Source organism: Micromonospora sp. WMMD708 (assembly GCF_049315245.1).
GTDB classification, from domain to species: Bacteria; Actinomycetota; Actinomycetes; order Mycobacteriales; family Micromonosporaceae; genus Micromonospora; species Micromonospora wenchangensis.
Window position 1 is genome coordinate 274,172 of sequence record NZ_CP186060.1, and the last position, 19,038, is coordinate 293,209.

Consider the following 19,038-nt stretch of genomic DNA (forward strand, 5'->3'; position numbering starts at 1 on the left):
CGGTCAGCCGGTGGTGGTGTCCAGCAGCAGCGCGGCCAGTTCCCGCGTGGCGTCCGGTGGTCGCTGGCCGGTCGGGCAGTCGGTCCAGTCGACGCGGGTCGCCCCCACGGTGAGCTGATAGCGGTACGTGTCGGCGCAGCCGTCGTCGGACGGGACGCCGCCGTGGTCGCGGGTGGCCGGGCCGACGAGCATCCGGAGCCGGTCGAGGGCCACCGCGTCGAGCCGGCCGGTACGCGTCGTGCCGGCCCGGTCGGTGGTGGTCCACCGGCCGTCGGGCTCGACGGTCACCGTGTCCCGGCTGCCGGCGAAGCCGCCGGAGCGGGTCAGGGTGACCCGGTCCGCGCCGGCCCCCCGGGCGCCGGGGTCGCCGGGTGTCCCGGTCGACGGGGTCGCGGCCCCGGCCGGGGTGCCTGTGATGGCGGTGGCGTCGGAGTTCGGAGCGGTCGTGGCCGCTGGTGGCCCCGGCTCGGTCGCTGAGCAGCCGGTCAGTAGCGCGGCGGCGGTCGTGACGGCGGCCAGGACCAGGACGGATGATCTCATCCCGATCGGACGTGCATCGACGTCAATCGGTTCCCTGGGCAGGGCCCCTCCTCCGTTCGGCCAGTGTCGTGTCATGGAACCGCTCCATCCCTTCTCTTTTCCCGGGTGTATCGCTATATCTACATGCGTGACTACCCCCGTCACATCTTTCCCTTGCCAGGAGGGCACGTGAAACGACCCCTCGCCGCCGTCAGTGCAGCTCTGCTCACCAGCGGAATGCTGACCTGCGTCGCCACCGCAGCGCACGCGGCTCCCCCCGCCCCCGCTCCCGATGCCGCCCCCGCCGCCCGCGCCGAGAGCCTGCTGCGCAGCAACCCGGGCGCCGTCCAGGGCACCAGCGCGGAGGCTTACCAGGCGGTCCGCACCAAGGCCGATGCCAACGGCGCGGCGCACACCCGCTACACCCGTACCTACCAGGGGCTGCGGGTGTACGGCGGTGACTTCGTCATCCACACCGCGCCCGACGGCGCCCTCGCCGGCACCTCCGTCGGCCTGGCCGCCCCGCTGACCCTCGGCACCACCGCCAGGATCAGCCCGGCGGCGGCCGCCGCGACGGCCCGCAAGGCGTTCTCCGGCAAGATCACCGAGGTGGGTGCGCCGGAACTCTTCGTCGACGCCACCTCCGGCAAGGGCCGGCTCGCCTGGGAGACCGTGCTGTCCGGCTGGAAGGCCGACCAGCAGACCCCGTCGAAGCTGCACGTGATCACCGACGCCGTCACCGGCCGGGTCATCGGCGCGCACGACGAGATCGAGTCGGTGGTCGGCAGCGGCCAGGGCATCTACACCGGCTCGGTCAGCATCGACACCACGCTCTCCGGCAGCACCTACCAGATGATCGACCCGTCGCACGGCAACGGCCGCACCTGCGACATGAACAACGGCACCAGCACCTGCACCACGTTCACCGACGCCGACAACGTCTGGGGCGACGGCACCAACGCCAACCGGCAGTCCGCCGCCGTCGACGCCCACTTCGGCGCGGCCAAGACGTTCGACTACTTCAAGAACGTGCACGGCCGCAACGGCATCTTCGGCAACGGCGCGGGCGTGCCGAGCCGGGTGCACTACGGTCGCAACTACATCAACGCCTTCTGGGACGGCGCCCAGATGACCTACGGCGACGGCGCCAGCAACTCCCGGCCGCTGGTCTCCCTCGACGTGGCCGGCCACGAGATGAGCCACGGCGTCACCGAGGCCGTCTCCGGCCTGGTCTACTCCGGCGAGTCGGGCGGCCTCAACGAGGCCACCAGCGACATCTTCGGCAACATGGTCGAGTTCTACGCCGCCGCGCCGAGCGACCCGGGCGACTACCAGGTCGGCGAGAAGATCAACATCAACGGCAACGGCACCCCGCTGCGCTACATGTACAACCCGTCGCTGGACGGCTCGTCCGACTCGTGCTGGAGCACCAGCACCAAGAACAAGGACGTGCACTACTCCTCCGGCGTCGGCAACCACTTCTTCTTCAACCTGGCCGAGGGCACCGGCGCCACGGCGTACGGCACCTCGCCGGTCTGCGGCTCCGCCCCGGCGGTCACCGGCATCGGCCGGGAGAAGGCCGAGAAGATCTGGTTCCGCGCCCTGGACGTGTACTTCACCTCCAACACGTCGTACGTCAACACCAGCACCCCGGCCAACACCGCCCGCGCGTACAGCCTCAGGGCGGCGACCGACCTGTACGGCAGCTGCTCCACCGAGTACAAGGCCGTCCAGGCGGCGTGGACCGCGGTCAACGTCGCCGGCAGCGACGCCCCCTGCTCCTCGACCGGTAACGACTTCTCCGTCTCGCTCTCCCCGACCTCCGGTTCGGTGACCGCGGGCGGTTCGGTCACCACCACCGTCGCCACCGCGACCACCAGCGGCACCGCGCAGACCGTGACGTTCTCGGCGTCCGGCCTGCCGACCGGCGCGACCGCGACGTTCAGCCCGGCCTCGGTGACCTCGGGTGCCGCGTCGACCCTGACCATCGCCACCTCGGCCGGCACCCCGGCCGGCAGCTACCCGGTGACGGTCACCGGCACCGGCGCGGTGGCCCACTCGGCCAGCTACACGCTGATCGTGAGCAGCGTCGGTGGCACCTGCACCGCCGGCCAGCTCCTGGGCAACCCCGGCTTCGAGTCCGGCAACACGGTCTGGGCGGCCAGCACGGGCGTCATCGGGCAGAACGGCGCCAGCCAGCCCACCCACGGCGGCACCTGGAACGCCTGGCTGGGCGGCACCGGTGGCACCCTGACCGAGACGCTCTCCCAGTCGGTGAGCGTGCCGGCCGGCTGCTCGACGTACAACTTCAGCTTCTGGCTGCACATCGACTCGCGGGAGGTCACCACCACGACCGCGTACGACAAGCTGACCGTGCAGGTGCTCAACTCCTCCGGCACCGTGCTGGCGACCCTGGCGACCTACTCGAACCTGAACAAGGCCACCGGGTACACCCAGCGCTCGTTCTCGCTGGCCCCGTACGCCGGCCAGAGCGTCACCCTGAAGTTCACCGGCACCGAGGACGCCTCGCTGCGGACGTCCTTCGTGGTCGACGACACCGCGCTCGACGTGTCCTGACCTGATCCCTGCGTCGGTGGGCCCGGCGGCCACCCCTCCCGGGTGGTCGTCGGGCCCGCGCCGTTATGGTCGCCGCACCGGTGACACGACGAGAGGGGTGCGACGGTGTCGGACGCGGAGTTGACCGTCGGGGTGACCGGCGCGGTGGCGACGGTGACCATCCGTAACCCCGGCCGGCGCAACGCGATGACACCGGACATGTGGCGACGGCTGCCCGTGCTGCTGGACGGGCTGGAGGCCGACCCGGCCGTACGCGCCCTGGTGCTCACCGGCGCCGACGGGGCGTTCTGCGCCGGTGCCGACCTCGGCGACCTCGACGAACTGCTGGACGCGAACGGTGAGGTGGGCGACGCGGTCGCCGCCGAGGAACGGTTGGCCGCGTTCGCCAAGCCCACCGTCGCTGCGGTGCAGGGCCCCTGCGTGGGCGGTGGCTGCCTGCTCGCGGTCGCCTGCGACCTGCGGATCGCCGCCCCGGACGCCCGGTTCGGGGTGCCGCCGGCCCGGCTCGGGCTGGTCTACCCGGCCCCCACCACCCGACGGCTGACCCGGCTCGTCGGCCCGTCCACGGCCAAGTTCCTGATCTTCACCGCCGAGCTGATCGACGCCGGACGGGCGCTGCGGGTCGGCCTGGTCGACGAGGTGGTCGACGACCTGCCCGGCCGGGTCACCGCGATCACCGCCGCCATCGCGGCCCGCTCCCAGCTCAGCATCGCCGCCGCCAAGGAGATCATCGACGACCGGGCCGGGCCGGCCCGGATCGCCTGGTGGCACCGGAAGGCACGGGACAGTGGCGAGGCCCGCGAGGGCGTCGCCGCGCATCACGAACGACGTCCGCCCGACTTTCCCTGGTCGCCGTCCGCCGGTCACTGACCCGGCCTGCCCGGCTGACACCGTCGGGGTGGGCGCACGATCGTGGATGTAGTGGTATCGGAGCTGACGGATGCCGCTACATCCGCGAAAGTAAGCCGATCGCGGTGGCGGGGCTGCGTTCTCGGGGCGCGGCGGGGCGGTGGGGCCGGCGGGCGTCGCGCCGGGCGTTACCCGACGCGACCCCCTGTGCCCGCCGGCCGGTCCGGTCACCGCCCGGCGAGGCTCGCCCAACTCGGCGTCGCCGGCTCCCGCCGCAGCGGCATGTCCGCCTCGGCCGGGGTCCGGTCACCCTTGTGCTGGTTGCACGGGTAACAGGCGGCGGTGGTGTTCCGCCAGGTGTTGCCACCGCCGCGTGAGCGGGGCAGTACGTGGTCGACGGTGCTGGCCGGCCCGCCGCAGTACGCGCACCGCCCACCGTCGCGGCGCAGCACCCCCGCCCGGGACCAGGCCGGGCCGGCGCTGAACCGCCAGCGGGTGACGACGTACCGGACGAGCCGGACCACCCGGGGGACGGGGAAGACCCCGATCACCCGGTCCGGCTCGGCCTCGTGGATCTCGGCGACCCGACGGCACAGCATCCGGATCGCGTGTTGGACGGTGACCCGGTGCAGTGGGCCGAGGTCGGCGTTGATGACGAGGACGGCGTCCACCGGGCTCTCCCTTCGCGGTCGGTGGGTCGATCGGGTCGGCGGGCGGGGTCGGCCGGCCGCAGGGGAGGCGACCCGGACCGGGCCGCCGCCGGAGGTCTGACCGGACGACGAAGGCCGCCCGGTCCTCGGGTGGGACGGGGCGGCCGGCGCGTACGGGCACGCGTCAGTCGGGATTCCCGTCCCGGGGATGTTCGGCTCGGCAACCGCCGACGGGTAGCGTCGACCACGCGCTGGTGAGCTGCGACGACGTCAAAGTGTGCTCCCGGTTCGACTGGTTGACCGTGCGCGGATCACGCTATGCGCGGCGGTGCGGGCCGGCAACGCATTTCGATGCCACCCGCCGCCCGTGCCCTCCCCTGGAGAGCCGCCGGACCGGGCAGGCACGGACGGTCGGTTACGAGCGGACCGACCAGACGGTCACGTCGACCGAGGCCGGCGTCGCCTGCCAGCGGTTGCGGTCGATCCGGACGTAGTTGACCACCGTCGGGTCGCCCGGGTCGGGCTGGCAGTAGGTGACCGGGGTGGGTTCGAGCTGTTCGAGGTCGATGCTCGCGTACCGCTGCGCCTTCGGGTTCCGGCAGCCCTCGTAGCTGAGGTCCGTCGGGTCGTCGGTCCAGTCGTAGAGGGCGAGCTGGTGGTGCTGCGCCTGGAAGATCAGGGTGCCCGCGCCGGTGCCCCTCGCCACCCGGGGCTCAGGCAGGAAGTAGACCGAGTCGTCGTCGTGCAGGGTCCAGCGCGGTGCGCCCGGCGGGGGCACCCAGTCCCGCCCCTCCGGCTCCGTGGGCGTCGGCCTGGTCGGGGAAGTCGGCGCGGGGCCGGTCGTCGGCCCGTCCGGACCGGGGTCCGGGGTCGCCGGGGTGGTGGTGGGCGTCGCCCCGGACGGACCGGCGGTGGGTGTCGGCCCGACCGGGGTCGACGTGACGGTGGGGTCGGCCGACGTGGCGTCGGCGGAGGCCGTGGGGGAGGTGCCCCGCGCGTCCGGCGTGCGGTCGGTCGGCCAGGAGAGCACAGCCACCGTACCGACGATCACCAGCAGCAGCGCGGCGATCCCGGCCGGCAGCCGCCAGCGTCGCCAGCCGCGCCGCAGCCCCGGGCCCGACCCGGTGGCGGTGGCTCCGGCCGGCGCGTCGGGCGTGGCCGGGGTCGCCCCCGCAGGCAGGGCGGCGGCGTCCACCGCCGCCCGGGACAGTCGTGGATCGATCGCGCTGAACAGGGACAACAGCCCGAGCGCGCTCGCGGCGAAGACGCCGGCCAGGCCCACCAGCGCGTTGGCCTTGTCGACCCCGATCCGCCAGGCCAGTACCGCCACCCCGACGGCGGCCACGGCGAGCAACGTGTAGGCCTTTCGCGGTCCCGTCATACGAATCATGGTGGCCGGGGGCGGCGGGGCGCGGTGTCGGGTAGGCGACGCTGCATGGCCCCGGCGCGACATCGGGACCTTCGGCTGACCGGACACGCCCGGGACGGCGCGACGACGGGACCTTTGGCCACCGTGGGACGGGTCCTTGCGCCCCACCGCCGAGACGGCCGTCGATGGATGCTGAGGGTGTCCGAGACGCCGCCAACCGCCGAGGTGAAAGCATGTCGACCGCACTCGCCACCACGATCGACGCCCTGGTCGCCGACGGCCTCAAGGCCCTGGCCGACTACGACCGGTACGACCAGGAGCAGATCGACCACATCGTCCGCAAGGCGTCGGTGGCCGCGCTGGACCGGCACGCCGCCCTCGCCCAGCTCGCCGTCGCCGAGACCGGTCGGGGGGTGTTCGAGGACAAGGCGGTGAAGAACATCTTCGCCTGCGAGCACGTCACGCACAGCATGGCGAAGACCCGTACCGTCGGGGTGATCAGTCGGGACGAGATCAGCGGCATCGTCGAGATCGCCGACCCGGTGGGTGTGGTCGCCGGGATCACCCCGGTCACCAACCCCACCTCGACGACCATCTTCAAGGCGCTGCTGGCGCTCAAGACCCGCAACCCGATCATCTTCGCCTTCCACCCGGCGGCCCAGCGGTGCAGCGTCGAGGCCGCCCGCACGGTACGCGACGCGGCCGTCGCCGCCGGAGCGCCCGAGCACTGCATACAGTGGATCGAGGAGCCGTCGGTCGAGGCGACCACCGCGCTGATGCACCACCCCGGGGTCGCCACCATCCTCGCCACCGGCGGCAACGCCATGGTCCGGGCCGCCTACTCGGCGGGCAAGCCGGCGCTCGGCGTGGGCGCGGGCAACGTGCCGGCCTGGATCGAGGCGACCGCCAAGCTCAAGCGCGCGGTCAACGACGTCGTGCTGTCCAAGTCGTTCGACAACGGCATGATCTGCGCCTCCGAACAGGCAGTCATCCTCGACGCGGCGATCCACGACGCGGCCATCGAGGAGTTCCGCACCCTGCACGCCCACCTGGCGACCCCGGCGGAGAAGGAGAAGCTGGAGGCGCTGCTGTTCCCCGCCGGGAAGCTCAACCCCGACGTGGTCGGCCGGACGGCCGCCTGGATCGCCGACGCCGCCGGGATCACCGTCGCCCCGGACACCTCGATCATCCTGGTCGCGGTCGACCGGGTCGGCCCCGACGAGCCGCTGACCCGGGAGAAGCTCTGCCCGGTGCTGGCCGTGCTGCGCGCCGACAGCCGCGAGCAGGGCCTGCGGTACGCCGAGCAGATGGTCGAGTTCCACGGGCTCGGGCACAGCGCGGTCATCCACACCGCCGACGAGGACCTGGTGGAGGAGTTCGGCCGCCGGGTCAAGGCGGTCCGGATCATCTGGAACTCGCCTGCCTCGCAGGGCGGCATCGGCGACATGTACAACGCGTTCCTGCCGTCGCTGACGCTGGGCTGCGGCAGCTACGGCCGTACCTCGGTGTCCGACAACGTCTCGGCGGTGAACCTGCTCAACATCAAGCGGATCGGCCGGCGGAACAACAACATGCAGTGGTTCAAGGTCCCGTCGAAGATCTTCTTCGAGGCGAACGCGATCCGCTACCTCGCCGAGATGCCCGACGTGCACCGGGTCACCGTGGTCACCGACGCCACCATGACCCGGCTCGGCTTCGTCGACCGGATCAACCGGGTGCTGCAACGCCGCCCCGAGCGGATCGCCCTGCAGATCATCGACGACGTGGAGCCCGAGCCGAGCGTCGAGACCGTCGACCGCGGGGCCGCGCTGATGCGGGCCTTCCGGCCGGACACGATCGTCGCCCTCGGCGGCGGCTCGGCGATGGACGCGGCCAAGGTGATGTGGCTGCGCTACGAGCACCCGGACGTGGTCTTCGACGACATGCGGGAGAAGTTCTTCGACATCCGCAAGCGCGCCTTCACCTTCCCCACCCTCGGCGCGCTGGCCCGGCTGGTCTGCGTGCCGACCACGTCGGGCACGGGCGCGGAGGTGACCCCGTTCGCGGTGATCACCGACCACCGGACCGGCAAGAAGTACCCGCTGGCCGACTACGCGCTCACCCCGACCGTGGCGATCGTCGACCCGGTGCTGACCGCCAGCATGCCGGCGACCATCGCCGCCGACAGCGGCTTCGACGCCCTCACCCACGCCATCGAGGCGTACGTGTCGGTGTACGCGAACGACTTCACCGACGGGCTCGCCCTGCACGCCATCCGGCTGATCTTCGGCAACCTGGAACGGGCGGTGGTCGACGCCGACCCCGAGGCGCGGGAACGGATGCACAACGCGGGCACCATCGCCGGAATGGCGTTCGGCAGCGCCTTCCTCGGCATCGTGCACGCCATGTCGCACACCCTCGGCGCGACGTTCCACATCGCCCACGGGCGCACCAACGCGGTGCTGCTGCCGCACGTGATCCGCTACAACGGCACCGTCCCGGCGAAGCTGTCGGGCTGGCCGCGCTACGAGAGCTACCGGGCACCGGAGCGGTTCGCCGAGATCGCCGCCCAGCTCGGCCTGCCGGCGGGCACCCCGGCGGAAGGGGTGGCGTCGCTGGCCGACGCGGTGGAGCGGCTGCGCGACGCGGTCGGCATCGAACCGTCGTTCGCCGCGATCGGCGTCGACCGGGCGGCGTTCGAGGCGGCGCTGCCGCAGCAGGCCCTCAACGCCTACGAGGACCAGTGCGCCCCGGCCAACCCCCGGATGCCGATGCTCGACGACATGCAGCAGCTCATGCGGGACGCCTACCACGGCACCGCACGCTGACCGGTCCGCCCGACCCGACCGGTCGGGTCGGGCGGACCGGTTCACTTCCCGGCGAGCAGTCCCCGGGGGCGGATCGAGCGGACCGGCTCGGTGGCGGCCCCGGCGGCGCGCAGAATGTGGTTGGCGGCGATGATCCCGGTCGCCGCCGACCGTTCCATCAACGCGCTGGGGAAGTCGGTGCCGATGCCGTCCCCGGCCAGGTAGAGGCCCTCGGCGTCGGTGCGTACCCCGGGGCGGCCGGCGTGGCTGCCCGGGGTGAACGCCGGGGCCTGCGCCTCGACCCGGGCGCGCAGCTCCCGCACCCCCAGCCCGGCGACCTCCGGCCAGAGCGTGGCCAGTTCGGCGCGCATCCGTTCGGCCAGCTCCTCGGCCGGCACCCCCTCGTCGCAGGCGTACGCGTGCAGCTCCACCACCGCGCCGCCGGTGCGTTGCGCCCACCGTCGGGACTCGTTTTCCAGCCGGTGGTAGAGGGTCACCGAGTCCAGGGTGGGCTGGCGGGACACCCCGCTGAACACCGCCCGGTCGGCCCGGACGTCCCCGTCGAGCCAGTACCGCGCCACCGCGTACGGCGGGCCCGGCCGACCGAACGCGGGCATCCGCGCCACCAGCCCGGGCGCCACCGCGACCAGGCCGGGGGAGGCGTCGACCAGCGCCGCCAACGCGGGCGGGTCGACGGCCAGCACCACCTGCCCGGCGGCGTGGACGGTGCCGTCGGCGGTGGTCACCCGCCAGCCGTCCGGTTCCCGGTCCAGCCGGGCGACCGCCGAGCCGGTGTGCACCCGGCCGCCGTGCTTGTCCACGTACCGGGTCAGCGGCTGCCAGATCGCCGTGGCGTAGTCCTCGTCGGGGCAGTCGAACGCCAACCCCTCCGGGTTGCCCAGCAGGTAGAAGTGGAACTGGGCGATCATCTCGGCGGCCGACATCTCCGCCTCGTGGTTGAAGAACGAGTGCGAGAAGACCTCGAACAGCATCGCCCGCGCCCGGTCCGGCAGCTTCAGCGAGGCGAGCAGCGCGTCGGCGGTGGTGTCGTCGAACTCGGCGTAGGTGCGCACCGGGTCGTAGCTGAGCAGCGGCAGCGCGGCGTCCCGGTCCATCGTGCGCAGGTCGGCCAGGCGTAGGCTGGGGCTGCGCAGCAGGAGCGCCAGCAGGTTGGCCGGCGGGGCCGGGGGCAGCTTGCCGAACTCCTCGGTGGGCCACTGCGCGGACAGGATCGGATAGCCGGGGATCGGCTTGAGGAAACCGAGCGTCGGATCGACCCGCCGCAGGATCGACCGCCAGTTGTAGTACTGCCGGAAGAACGCGTGGAAGCCGTGCTCGTTGAGCTGGCTGCCGTCGGCGAGCGCCTCCGGCCACGCGCCGAGCCGGCCACCCAGCGTCGGCGCGGCCTCCAGTACCGTCACGTCCACCCCGCGTTCGGCGAGCACCACCGCCGCCGACATGCCGGCGATCCCGCCGCCCACCACCACGGCCGTGGTCGGCCGGGCCACCCGGGGGGCACCACCCCCGCCCGGGTCCACCACGTGCTCGCGTACGCCGATGAGCCGGCCCAGCTTCTGCGACAGCGCCATGTGCACCTTCCGACCCGAGGGACCCCCAGTCTGCCTGACCGGGCCCGATCCGGCCCGGTCAGACCGGTGCGGTGCCGCCACCGGGGGCGTCGGCGGGGTTCGGCCGCCCGGTCCAGCCCGTACCGGGTCAACGCCTCCTCGTAGCCGGCCCACATCTTCACCGCCGGGTGGTTGCGCCAGCCGTACCCCGGCCGGGTCAGCCCGCGCAGCACCTGCAGCGCCTCCACCCGCTGCTTGCCCAGCCGCCGCTGGTCGAGGGTCCGCGCGCTGGCCAGGAAGTCCGGGTACGGCAGGAACGTCTGCACGCCCGCTGCTCTACCCGCCGCCGCGCCCACCATGCCTGCCGGACCGACCGGCACCGTCCGGTGCGCTCACCAGGGCTGCGTCCCCGCCGGGCGGCTGGCTACCATCCGGGCATGGCCGAACCCCTGCGGGACCGGGCCCGGCGCGCGACCGGCTGGCGGTTACGGATGAACGGCGACCCCCGTCCGCACTACGTGGTCTGCGGCAACGACCCGCTGGCGTACTGGGTGGTGCGGGCGCTGCTCGGCACCGACATGGCCCACGGCCGGGTCAGGATCACCCTGGTGGTGCCGGAACGCCGCCGCTCCGAGGGCCCCGACGGGCGGGACGTCGACGGGGTCCAGGTGGTCCGGGCCGACCGGCTCGACGAGGACACCTTCCGCCGGGCCGGCCTGGCCGGGGCGGACGGGCTGGCCCTGCTGCACCAGGACGACGTGGGCAACATGCACGCCGCGCTCTGCGCGCAGGAGGTCGAGCCCCGGCTGCGCCTGGTGGTCCGGATGTTCAACACCAGCCTCGCCAACGGCCTGCGGCAGCTCTTCCCCGACTCGGCGGTCCTCTCCGACGCCTCGATGGCCGCCCCGGCGTTCGTCGCCGCCGCCCTCGGCGAGGTGGCCCCGACTCACTTCCGGCACGGCGGTCGCACCCTGTACGTGGCCCGCCGCGCCGACGTCCGCCCCGCCGACGTGGTGTGCGGGCTGGCCGTCACCACCGATCCGGATCTGGTCCGGGTGCTGCCCGCCGACGAGCAGGCCGCCGACGTGGTGCTCGCCGAGGCGACCGGGCAGCCCGCCGGCACCGAGCTGGCGGCCCGTCGGCTGGTCCGGGCCCGGCGTCGTCGGCGACCCCTGGCGGTGCTGCTGCGGGCGGTCCGCAGCTTCGCCACCCGCAAGATCGGCATCGCGGTGCTGACCCTGCTCGCGGTGATCGCCCTGCTCGGCTGGCTCAACGCCCGCGCGGTCGCGGTGAGCTGGACGGAGGCGCTCTACCTCACCCTGGTGACCACGCTCAGCGGCCAGGACCCGGACGTCACCAAACCGGCCGCCGCCCAGGTCATGCAGGTGGTGCTCAACCTGGCCGGGCTGGCGCTGATCCCGCTGATCACCGCCGTGGTGGTCGACGGCATCGTCAACGCCCGGCTGGCCCTGCACGCCGGGCGCATCCAGCCGGAACGCACCGGGCACGTGGTGGTCGCCGGGCTGGGCAACATCGGTACCCGGGTGATGGCCCAACTGCACGACTTCGGCGTCGAGGTGGTGGCGATCGACCGCAGCGCGGAGGCGCGGGGCGCGGCGCTGGCCCGGCGGCTGGGCGTACCGCTGATCGTCGGGGACGCCGCCCGCGAGGAGACGCTGCGTTCGGCCTCGGTGGAACACTGCCAGGCGCTGGTGGTGGTCTCCACCGACGACGGGGTCAACCTGCGGGCCGCGCTGAACGGCCGGGCGCTCAACCCGGAGCTGCGGGTGGTGCTGCGGCTCTTCGACGGCGACTTCGCCGAACGCATCCAGCGGGCGTTCGGCATCGGCATCTCGCGCAGCGTGTCCTACCTGGCCGCCCCGTCCTTCGCCGCCGCCCTGCTGGACCGGGCGGTCATCGCCACCATCCCGGTCGACCGGCACGCCCTGCTGGTGGTCGAGGTGCCGGTGGCGGCCGGTGCGGCCCTGGACGGTCGCCCGCTCGGCGCGGTGGCCCGCCCCGGCGAGGTGCGCCTGCTGGCCCACTCCCGGCCCGGCCACAAGACCGACTGGCGGGCCGACCCCCGGATGGTGATCTCGGCGGGGGACCGGCTGACCGTGGTGGCCCGGCGGGCCGGGCTGGGCGCCCTGCTCCGCGAGACCACGCCGCCCCCGCCGGCCGCCCCGCCGACCGCCGACATTCCGGCGTCGCGGGACCCGCAGGAGTGACTAGCGGGGTCGGACGGCATACCAGAGCGCGCCGAGGGCGAGCACCCCGAAACCGGCGAGCACGCTGGCGACCGGCAGGCTGACCGCGAGTAGCAGACAGCCGACCAGCCCCGCCCCGGCGAGCGCCCGGGTGGGCAGCCGGCGGGTCGGGTCCCGGCCCAGCGTCCACGCGGCGGCGTTGGTGATCGCGTAGTAGACCAGCACCGTGCAACTGGAGAAGCCGATCGCACCCCGGACGTCACCGAGCGCCACCACCGCGACCACCACGGCGGCCACGGTCAGCTCGGCGCGGTGCGGGACCCGGTGCACCTGGTGCACGGCGGCCAGCGCCCCCGGCACGTCCCGGCGGCGGGCCATCGCCAGCAGGGTGCGGCCCACCCCGGCGAGCAGGGACAGCAGCACCCCGGTCACCGCCACCGTCGCCCCGGCCCGGACCACCCAGGCCAGGCCGGGCAGCCCCGCGACGGTCACCACGTCGGCCAGGGGCGCGACGGAGCCGGCCAGCCGGTCGGGGCCGAGCACGCCGACCGTGACCACCGCGAGGACCAGGTAGACCGCCAGCACCACCCCGAGGGCCAGCGGCACCGCCCGGGGGATCGTGCGGGCCGGGTCGCGGACCTCCTCACCGAGGGTGGCGATCCGGGCGTACCCGGCGAAGGCGAAGAAGAGCAGCCCGGCGGCGGTGAGCACACCCCGGGCCGTACCGCCGCCGTCGGCGAGCCGGTCGAGCCGTACCTCCCCGGCGGCCAGGCCGGTCACCGCGACCAGGGCCAGCACCGCCAGCACCACGACCACCAGCACCTTCGTGGCGGCGACCGTGCGGGTGACGCCGCGCAGGTTCACCCCGGTCACCGCGAGCACCGCGCCGACCGCGACCAGCCGGGCCTGCCCCGGCCACAGGTACGCCCCGATGGTCAGCGCCATCGCCGCGCAGCTCGCCGTCTTGCCGACCACGAAACCCCAGCCGGCGAGGAACCCGGCGAACGGGCCGAGGCGTTCCCGGCCGTACACGTAGGTGCCGCCGGACTCCGGGTAGCGGGCGGCCAGCCGGGCCGAGCTGGTCGCGTTGCAGTACGCGACGAACCCGGCCAGCGCCAGCGCCACCAGCAGCCCGGTGCCGCCGGCCGCTGCGGCGGCCGGGGCGAAGACCACGAACACGCCCGCGCCGAGCATCGCCCCCAACCCGACCACCACCGCATCGGGTACGCCCAACCGCCGCCGCAGTCGATCCACCCCGGCAGGTTACGGGGCGGAGGTGAACGGGCGGCCCCCATCGGGCGACCGGCCCGGGTCGGCGATGAACGGGCGGTCCCGGCCGCGCAGCCGGGTCGGTAGCGGCAGGTCGTCCCAGGGGATCCGGCGCAGCAGCCGGTCCAGCAGCAGCCCCAGCAGCAGCCCGGCCACCGAGTCGGTCAACCAGTGCCAGCCCAGGTAGGTGGTGGTGCACAGGACCACCAGCGGCGGCACCACCCGCACGGCGGTGGCCAGCCGGGGTGGCATCCACCGGCCGGCGGTACGCAGCAGCGGGACGAGCAGCAGGGCGAGCACGCCGTACCAGACGATCGCGTTGGCCACGTGCCCCGACGGGTACGACTGGGCGTAGCGGACCGGCAGGTCGTGCTGGAACAGCGGCAGGGTCTGCTCCGGCGGCAGGAACGGCTCCTTCACGCTGGCGCTGGGGGCCGGGCGGGCCGTCCACACCTTGAGCGGCCCGATGGTCAGGTAGGTGAGCGCGAAGGCGACCACCGGGGGCAGCACCGGGCGTACCGAGCGGAGCCGGACGGCCAGCAGCACCCCCAGGGCGGCGGCGAGCAGCGTCAACGGGGTGCCCTGGCCGAGCAGGTTGAGCACCCGGGCGATCCAGTACGCGGCGGTCGGCCGGTGCCCCTCGGCCCAGTCGGCGACCGCCCGGTCGACGCCGAACAGGTGGTCGGTGGCCAGCGCCCCGGTCAGCGCGACCAGGGCGGTGAGCAGCAGCAGGTCGTACCACCAGCCGGCCGGGCGGACCGGCCTGAGCCGTGCTCCGCCGCGTACCGTCGTGGTTCGCTCCCGCACGCGGTCACGCTACCGGCCGACGCGACGGTCGGGACGGCACGGCCCGGGGTCGATGTGTGCCGAACCACGAAGGGGGGCGTCGGACGGGGGACACCCGGCACACTTGTCCCCGTGCGGATCACCTCGGCCCTCGTCGACCCGGCGCTGCTCGACCTTCCCTGGTCGACCCCGCTGGAACAGTGGCCCGCCCGGCACCTGGTGGCGTTGCCGCAGGGCATCTCCCGGCACATCGTCCGGTTCGTCCGCCTCGGCGACTACGTGTACGCGGTCAAGGAGACCGGGGAGCGGGTCGCCGAACGCGAGTACGACCTGCTGCGGGCGCTGGAACGGATCGACTTCCCGTCGGTGGAGGCGATCGCCATCGTGGCCGACCGGCAGGCCGACGACGGCACCCCGCTGGATCCGGTGCTGATCACCAGGCACCTCCAGTTCTCGCTGCCCTACCGGGCGCTGTTCTCCCGCACGCTGCGCCCGGAGACGATGGGCCGGCTGCTCGACGCCCTCGCGGTGCTGCTGGTGCGGATGCACCTGACCGGCTTCTTCTGGGGCGACTGCTCGCTGTCGAACACCCTGTTCCGGCGGGACGCCGGTGCGTTCGCCGCCTACCTGGTCGACGCCGAGACCGGCGCGCTGCACCGTTCACTGTCCAACGGGCAGCGCGGTGAGGACCTGGAGATCGCCCGGGTCAACATCTTCGGTGAGGCGCTGGACCTCCAGGCCGCGGGGCTGCTGCACGAGTCGATCGACCCGGAGGTGGTCTGCGAGGAGGTCGTGCAGCGCTACGAACGGCTCTGGCACGAGATCACCTACGAGCAGCAGGTCGAGCGGGAGGCCCGGCACGACATCGAGCGTCGCATCCGCCGCCTCAACGACCTCGGGTTCGACGTGGCCGAGGTGGCCCTGTCGACGGTCGACGACGGGCGGTACCTGGTCCGCCCGAAGGTCGTCGACGCGGGTTACCACACCCGGCGGCTGATCCGGCTCACCGGCCTGGACGCCGAGGAGAACCAGGCCCGCCGGCTGCTCAACGACCTGGACGCCTACCGGGTGGAGAGCGACCTGACCGACGAGCAGCAGGCGGCCCACCGCTGGCTGACGGAGGTCTTCGAGCCGGTCGTCCGGGCGGTCCCGGCGCACCTGCGGCACAAGCTGGAGCCGCAGGAGGTCTTCGCGCAGATCATCGAGCACAAGTGGCTGCTCTCCGAGCGGGCCGGCCGGGACGTGGGGATGGGGCCGGCGGTGCAGTCGTACCTGGCCGACGTGCTGGTGCACCGCCCCGACGAGCAGGCCGTTCTGGGCGTCGAGGTCCCCACCGCCTGACCCGCCCGTCCCCGCGTGCGAGCGGGGTCAGTCGAGCCAGGTGCCGGCGCGCATCACCCGGACGACGCTCAGCTCGTCGTCGAGCACCACCAGGTCCGCACGGCGGCCCGGCTGGAGCGCGCCGACCCGGTCGCCGAGGCCGATGGCGCGGGCCGGGGTGGTGGCGACCATCCGTACCGCGTCGACGATCGGGATGCCGGCGGTGACGGCGTGCCGCAGCGCCGCGTCCATGGTGAGGGTGCTGCCGGCGATCGCACCGTCCCGGGCCAGGCGGGCCACCCCGTCGGCCACGGCGACCGGCTGGCCGCCCAGCTCGTATTCGCCGTCGGGCATGCCGGCGGCGGCCATCGCGTCGGTGACCAGGGCGATCCGCTCCGGGCCGGCCACGGTGGCGGCGAAGGTGAGCATCCCGTCGTGCAGGTGCACCCCGTCGGCGACCAGCTCGCAGACCACGTTCGGGGCCTCCAGCAGGGCCACCACCGGGCCCGGTTCGCGGTGGTGCAGCGGGCGCATCCCGTTGAACAGGTGGGTGCCGACGCTCGCCCCGGCCGAGACGGCGGCCCGGGTCTGCTCCCAGGTGGCGTCGGTGTGGCCGACGGCGGCGACCACCCCGTGCGAGGTGAGCAACTTGATGGCGTCCAGCGCGCCGGGGCGCTCGGGGGCCAGGGTGACCATGCGGACCGCCCCGCCGCCGTCGGCGACGAGCCGGCCCAGCTCGTCGGTGGACGGGTCGCGGAGGAATTCCGGGTTCTGCGCGCCGCACCGGGCCGCCGACAGGTACGGCCCCTCGAAGTGGACGCCGGCCAGCACCCCCTCGCCGACCAGCGGCGCGAACGCGGCGGTCGCCGTGCGCATCAGCTCGAACGGGGAGCTGACCAGGCTGGCCAGCAGGGTGGTGGTGCCGTGCCGCAGGTGGAACCCGGCGGCCGCGCGGGCGGCGTCGGCGTCACCGGTGGTGAAGGTGTGCCCGCCCCCGCCGTGGGTGTGCATGTCCACGAACCCCGGCACGATCCAGTGCCCGTCGCGCTTGGCCGGATACTCGGCGACGGCGGTGATCCGCTCGCCGTCCAGCTCCACGCACCCCTGCCGGATCACGCCGGTCGGGGTCACCACCTTGCCGGTCACCCGCTGGGTCATCGTCTCTCCAGACTGTCGAGGGCGAGCAGGGCGGCACCGAGGCAGCCGGCCTCGTCGCCGAGGGCCGCCGCGACCAGGCGCGGCTCCCGATGGAAGGTCATCCGTTCGCGCAGGGCCGCGCGGAGCGGGTCGAGCAGTTGCCCGCCGGCCCGGGCCAGCCCGCCGCCGATGACCATGGTGTCCACGTCGTAGAGGGCCTGCCCGGTGGCGAGCCCGTCGGCGAGCGCCTCGACGGCCTCCCGCCACACCCGCCCGGCCAGCTCCTCACCGGCCGCCGCGCGCCCGGCCACCTCGGCCGCGCTCGCCGTCGACCCGGCCAGTTCGGCGTAGCGGCGGGCCACGGCCGAGGCGGACGAGACGGCCTCCAGGCAGCCGGGCCGGCCGCAGCCGCAGCGCGGGCCGTCGGGGCGTACCAGGATGTGGCCGATCTCGCCGGCCGCACCGTGCGCGCCGACGGCGGCCGACCCGGCGACCACGTGCGCGGCGGCGATGCCGGTGCCGATCGCGACGAAGAGCACGTGTCGGGCGTCCCGGCCGGCACCGAGCCGGGCCTCGGCGATCCCGCCCACCCGCACGTCGTGGCCGAGCGCCGCCGGCAGCCCGAGCCGCGCCCCCACCAGATCCCGCAGCGGTACGTCCCGGAAGCCGACGTTCGCCGACCAGACCGCCACCCCGGCGGTCTCGTCGACCACCCCGGGTACGGCGACGCCGCAGGCCACCGGGGTCGACCCGGCGGCGCGGGCCCGGTCGGCCAGGCCCTCGGCGACGGCGAGGACGGTCGCCACCACGGCGTCCGGGCCGCGCCCGGCGTCGGTGGGGTGCCGTTCGGCGTGCAGCACGCTGCCGTCGGGGCGGACCAGGGCGCACTTCATGCCGGTGCCGCCGACGTCCAACGCGACGACCACCCGGTCGTCGCCCGGCGGCCCGTCGGTCATGCCAGCACCACGGAGCGGGTCAGGTGCCGGGGCGCGTCCGGGTCGAGACCCCGGCTGGTCGCCAGGGCCACCGCGAAGCGTTGGGCGAGGATCAGGTCGGCCATCGGGTCGACCGGGGTGCGGCCGGCCGCCCAACTACCGAGCACGGTGTGGCAGCCGTGGTGCCGGCTGTGCACGAACGCCGCCCCGGTGGCCGCCACGTCCTCCGGCAGGCCCTCGGGCAGCTCCCCGAACGCCCAGACCAGCCGGCCGGGGCCGGCGATCGAGATGGGGCCGTGCCGGTAGTCCATCGCCGGGTACGCCTCGGCCCAGAAGGTGGCCGCCTCCCGGCACTTCAGCGCGGCCTCCTGGGCCAGTCCGACCGTCCAGCCGCGACCGAGGAAGGTGGCCTGGTCGATGCGGGCCGGGTCGAGCGGCAGCGGGGCGCGGACGGCGACCTCGGCGTCGGCGGCCAGCGCCTCGACGTTGTCGCCGAGGTGGGCGCGCAGCAGCGCCAGGGCGGTGGTGGCGAACCGGGTCTGCACCACCGAACGCTCGTCGGCGAAGGGCATCGGCACGGCCGCGTCGGCCAGCGTGACGGCGGGCGAGCCGGGGTCGCCGACCAGGACGGTGGTGGGGGTCCGGCCGCGCAGCGCGGCGAGCAGGTCGAGCACCTCGGTGGTGGTGCCGGAGCGGGTGACCGCGATCAGCCGGTCGTAGCGGCGGTCGACGGGGAACTCGCTGGCCTGGAAGGCGTCGGTCTCGCCGTGCCCGGCCCGTTCGCGCAGCCCGGCGTACGCCATGGCCATGAACCACGACGTGCCGCAGCCGACGACGGCGACCCGCTCGCCGGGGCGGGGGAGGACGCCGGTGACGGTGCCGGCCAGTCGGGCCGCCTCCCGCCAGCAGTCGGGCTGGCTGGCGATCTCCGCGTCGACGTACGCCATGGGGAACTCCTCGCACAGGGGAGGGAGGTGCGCAATACGGCTCATTACCACCGTCTTTCGCGCGTTATTCTGCGCGAAACGAGGTGCGCGTGGCAACCTGCCCCCGGATCGCGCAGTCG

The 19,038-nt window shown here is 74.1% G+C and carries 14 protein-coding genes and 1 pseudogene; 5 read left to right on the plus strand and 10 right to left on the minus strand.

The window, feature by feature from the left end; all coding sequences use genetic code 11:
• Positions 1-3: 3 nt before the first annotated feature.
• A complete protein-coding gene (locus tag ACN260_RS01245) occupies positions 4-540 on the minus strand; it encodes a hypothetical protein (RefSeq protein ID WP_422754367.1) in 537 nt (178 codons plus the stop codon).
• Positions 541-708: 168 nt separating this feature from the next.
• Here ACN260_RS01245 and ACN260_RS01250 point away from each other — a divergent pair, with 168 nt between their 5' ends.
• Together ACN260_RS01250 and ACN260_RS01255 are read left to right on the plus strand one after the other, a co-directional pair.
• Positions 709-3,096, plus strand: a complete 2,388-nt coding sequence (locus tag ACN260_RS01250; protein WP_422754368.1) for a M4 family metallopeptidase — start codon at positions 709-711, stop codon at positions 3,094-3,096.
• Between the two features lie 105 nt (positions 3,097-3,201).
• The gene (locus tag ACN260_RS01255) at positions 3,202-3,966 is read left to right on the plus strand and encodes an enoyl-CoA hydratase/isomerase family protein (RefSeq protein WP_422754369.1); all 765 of its coding nucleotides are present in this window, start codon (positions 3,202-3,204) and stop codon (positions 3,964-3,966) included.
• A 206-nt stretch (positions 3,967-4,172) separates the two neighbouring features.
• On the opposite strand, the gene ACN260_RS01260 is transcribed toward ACN260_RS01255, so the two are convergent.
• Complete coding sequence (locus ACN260_RS01260; protein WP_363650616.1) at positions 4,173-4,616, minus strand: HNH endonuclease; 444 nt, start codon at positions 4,614-4,616, stop codon at positions 4,173-4,175.
• Between the two features lie 394 nt (positions 4,617-5,010).
• Complete coding sequence (locus ACN260_RS01265; RefSeq protein ID WP_422754370.1) at positions 5,011-5,976, minus strand: hypothetical protein; 966 nt, start codon at positions 5,974-5,976, stop codon at positions 5,011-5,013.
• A 221-nt stretch (positions 5,977-6,197) separates the two neighbouring features.
• Here ACN260_RS01265 and adhE point away from each other — a divergent pair, with 221 nt between their 5' ends.
• Positions 6,198-8,771 (plus strand): bifunctional acetaldehyde-CoA/alcohol dehydrogenase, encoded by a 2,574-nt coding sequence (adhE, locus tag ACN260_RS01270; protein WP_422754371.1) that lies wholly within the window; start codon positions 6,198-6,200, stop codon positions 8,769-8,771.
• Positions 8,772-8,812: 41 nt separating this feature from the next.
• Here adhE and ACN260_RS01275 read toward each other — a convergent pair whose 3' ends face one another.
• Positions 8,813-10,339 (minus strand): hydroxysqualene dehydroxylase, encoded by a 1,527-nt coding sequence (locus tag ACN260_RS01275; protein ID WP_422754372.1) that lies wholly within the window; start codon positions 10,337-10,339, stop codon positions 8,813-8,815.
• Between the two features lie 89 nt (positions 10,340-10,428).
• Positions 10,429-10,644: pseudogene (locus ACN260_RS01280) on the minus strand (MSMEG_6728 family protein); the annotation flags it as partial.
• 111 nt (positions 10,645-10,755) lie between these two features.
• Here ACN260_RS01280 and ACN260_RS01285 point away from each other — a divergent pair.
• Positions 10,756-12,546 carry an NAD-binding protein gene (locus ACN260_RS01285; protein WP_422754373.1) on the plus strand — a complete coding sequence of 597 codons (1,791 nt, stop codon included), beginning with the start codon at positions 10,756-10,758 and terminating at the stop codon, positions 12,544-12,546.
• Here the strand turns inward: ACN260_RS01285 and ACN260_RS01290 are convergent, their stop codons facing one another.
• Together ACN260_RS01290 and ACN260_RS01295 are read right to left on the minus strand one after the other, a co-directional pair.
• Complete coding sequence (locus ACN260_RS01290; RefSeq protein ID WP_422754374.1) at positions 12,547-13,779, minus strand: APC family permease; 1,233 nt, start codon at positions 13,777-13,779, stop codon at positions 12,547-12,549.
• 9 nt (positions 13,780-13,788) lie between these two features.
• A complete protein-coding gene (locus ACN260_RS01295; protein ID WP_422754375.1) occupies positions 13,789-14,601 on the minus strand; it encodes a phosphatase PAP2 family protein in 813 nt (270 codons plus the stop codon).
• Positions 14,602-14,712: 111 nt separating this feature from the next.
• Between ACN260_RS01295 and ACN260_RS01300 the strand changes: the two genes are divergently transcribed.
• Positions 14,713-15,921, plus strand: coding sequence for a DUF4032 domain-containing protein (locus ACN260_RS01300; RefSeq protein ID WP_421484401.1), 1,209 nt, complete (start codon positions 14,713-14,715; stop codon positions 15,919-15,921).
• Positions 15,922-15,948: 27 nt separating this feature from the next.
• Here the strand turns inward: ACN260_RS01300 and nagA are convergent, their stop codons facing one another.
• The 3 genes from nagA to ACN260_RS01315 are packed head-to-tail and all read right to left on the minus strand — an operon-like array spanning position 15,949 to position 18,919.
• Positions 15,949-17,058 (minus strand): N-acetylglucosamine-6-phosphate deacetylase, encoded by a 1,110-nt coding sequence (gene nagA / locus ACN260_RS01305; protein ID WP_422754376.1) that lies wholly within the window; start codon positions 17,056-17,058, stop codon positions 15,949-15,951.
• On the minus strand, positions 17,055-17,993 hold the full coding sequence (locus tag ACN260_RS01310) for an ROK family protein (RefSeq protein WP_422754377.1): 939 nt from the start codon (positions 17,991-17,993) through the stop codon (positions 17,055-17,057). The genes nagA and ACN260_RS01310 overlap by 4 nt, the downstream gene beginning before the upstream one ends.
• Positions 17,990-18,919: an SIS domain-containing protein gene (locus tag ACN260_RS01315; protein ID WP_422754378.1), complete on the minus strand. Its 930-nt coding sequence runs from the start codon at positions 18,917-18,919 to the stop codon at positions 17,990-17,992. Before ACN260_RS01315 ends, ACN260_RS01310 begins: the two co-directional genes overlap by 4 nt.
• Positions 18,920-19,038: the final 119 nt, after the last annotated feature.

Coding starts and splice junctions, on each gene's coding strand:
- ACN260_RS01245 (WP_422754367.1), bottom strand. CDS start 540: ATGAGATCATCCGTCCTGGTCCTGGCCGCCGTCACGACCGCCGCCGCG.
- ACN260_RS01265 (WP_422754370.1), bottom strand. CDS start 5,976: ATGACGGGACCGCGAAAGGCCTACACGTTGCTCGCCGTGGCCGCCGTC.
- adhE (WP_422754371.1), top strand. CDS start 6,198: ATGTCGACCGCACTCGCCACCACGATCGACGCCCTGGTCGCCGACGGC.
- ACN260_RS01275 (WP_422754372.1), bottom strand. CDS start 10,339: ATGGCGCTGTCGCAGAAGCTGGGCCGGCTCATCGGCGTACGCGAGCAC.
- ACN260_RS01285 (WP_422754373.1), top strand. CDS start 10,756: ATGGCCGAACCCCTGCGGGACCGGGCCCGGCGCGCGACCGGCTGGCGG.
- nagA (WP_422754376.1), bottom strand. CDS start 17,058: ATGACCCAGCGGGTGACCGGCAAGGTGGTGACCCCGACCGGCGTGATC.
- ACN260_RS01310 (WP_422754377.1), bottom strand. CDS start 17,993: ATGACCGACGGGCCGCCGGGCGACGACCGGGTGGTCGTCGCGTTGGAC.
- ACN260_RS01315 (WP_422754378.1), bottom strand. CDS start 18,919: ATGGCGTACGTCGACGCGGAGATCGCCAGCCAGCCCGACTGCTGGCGG.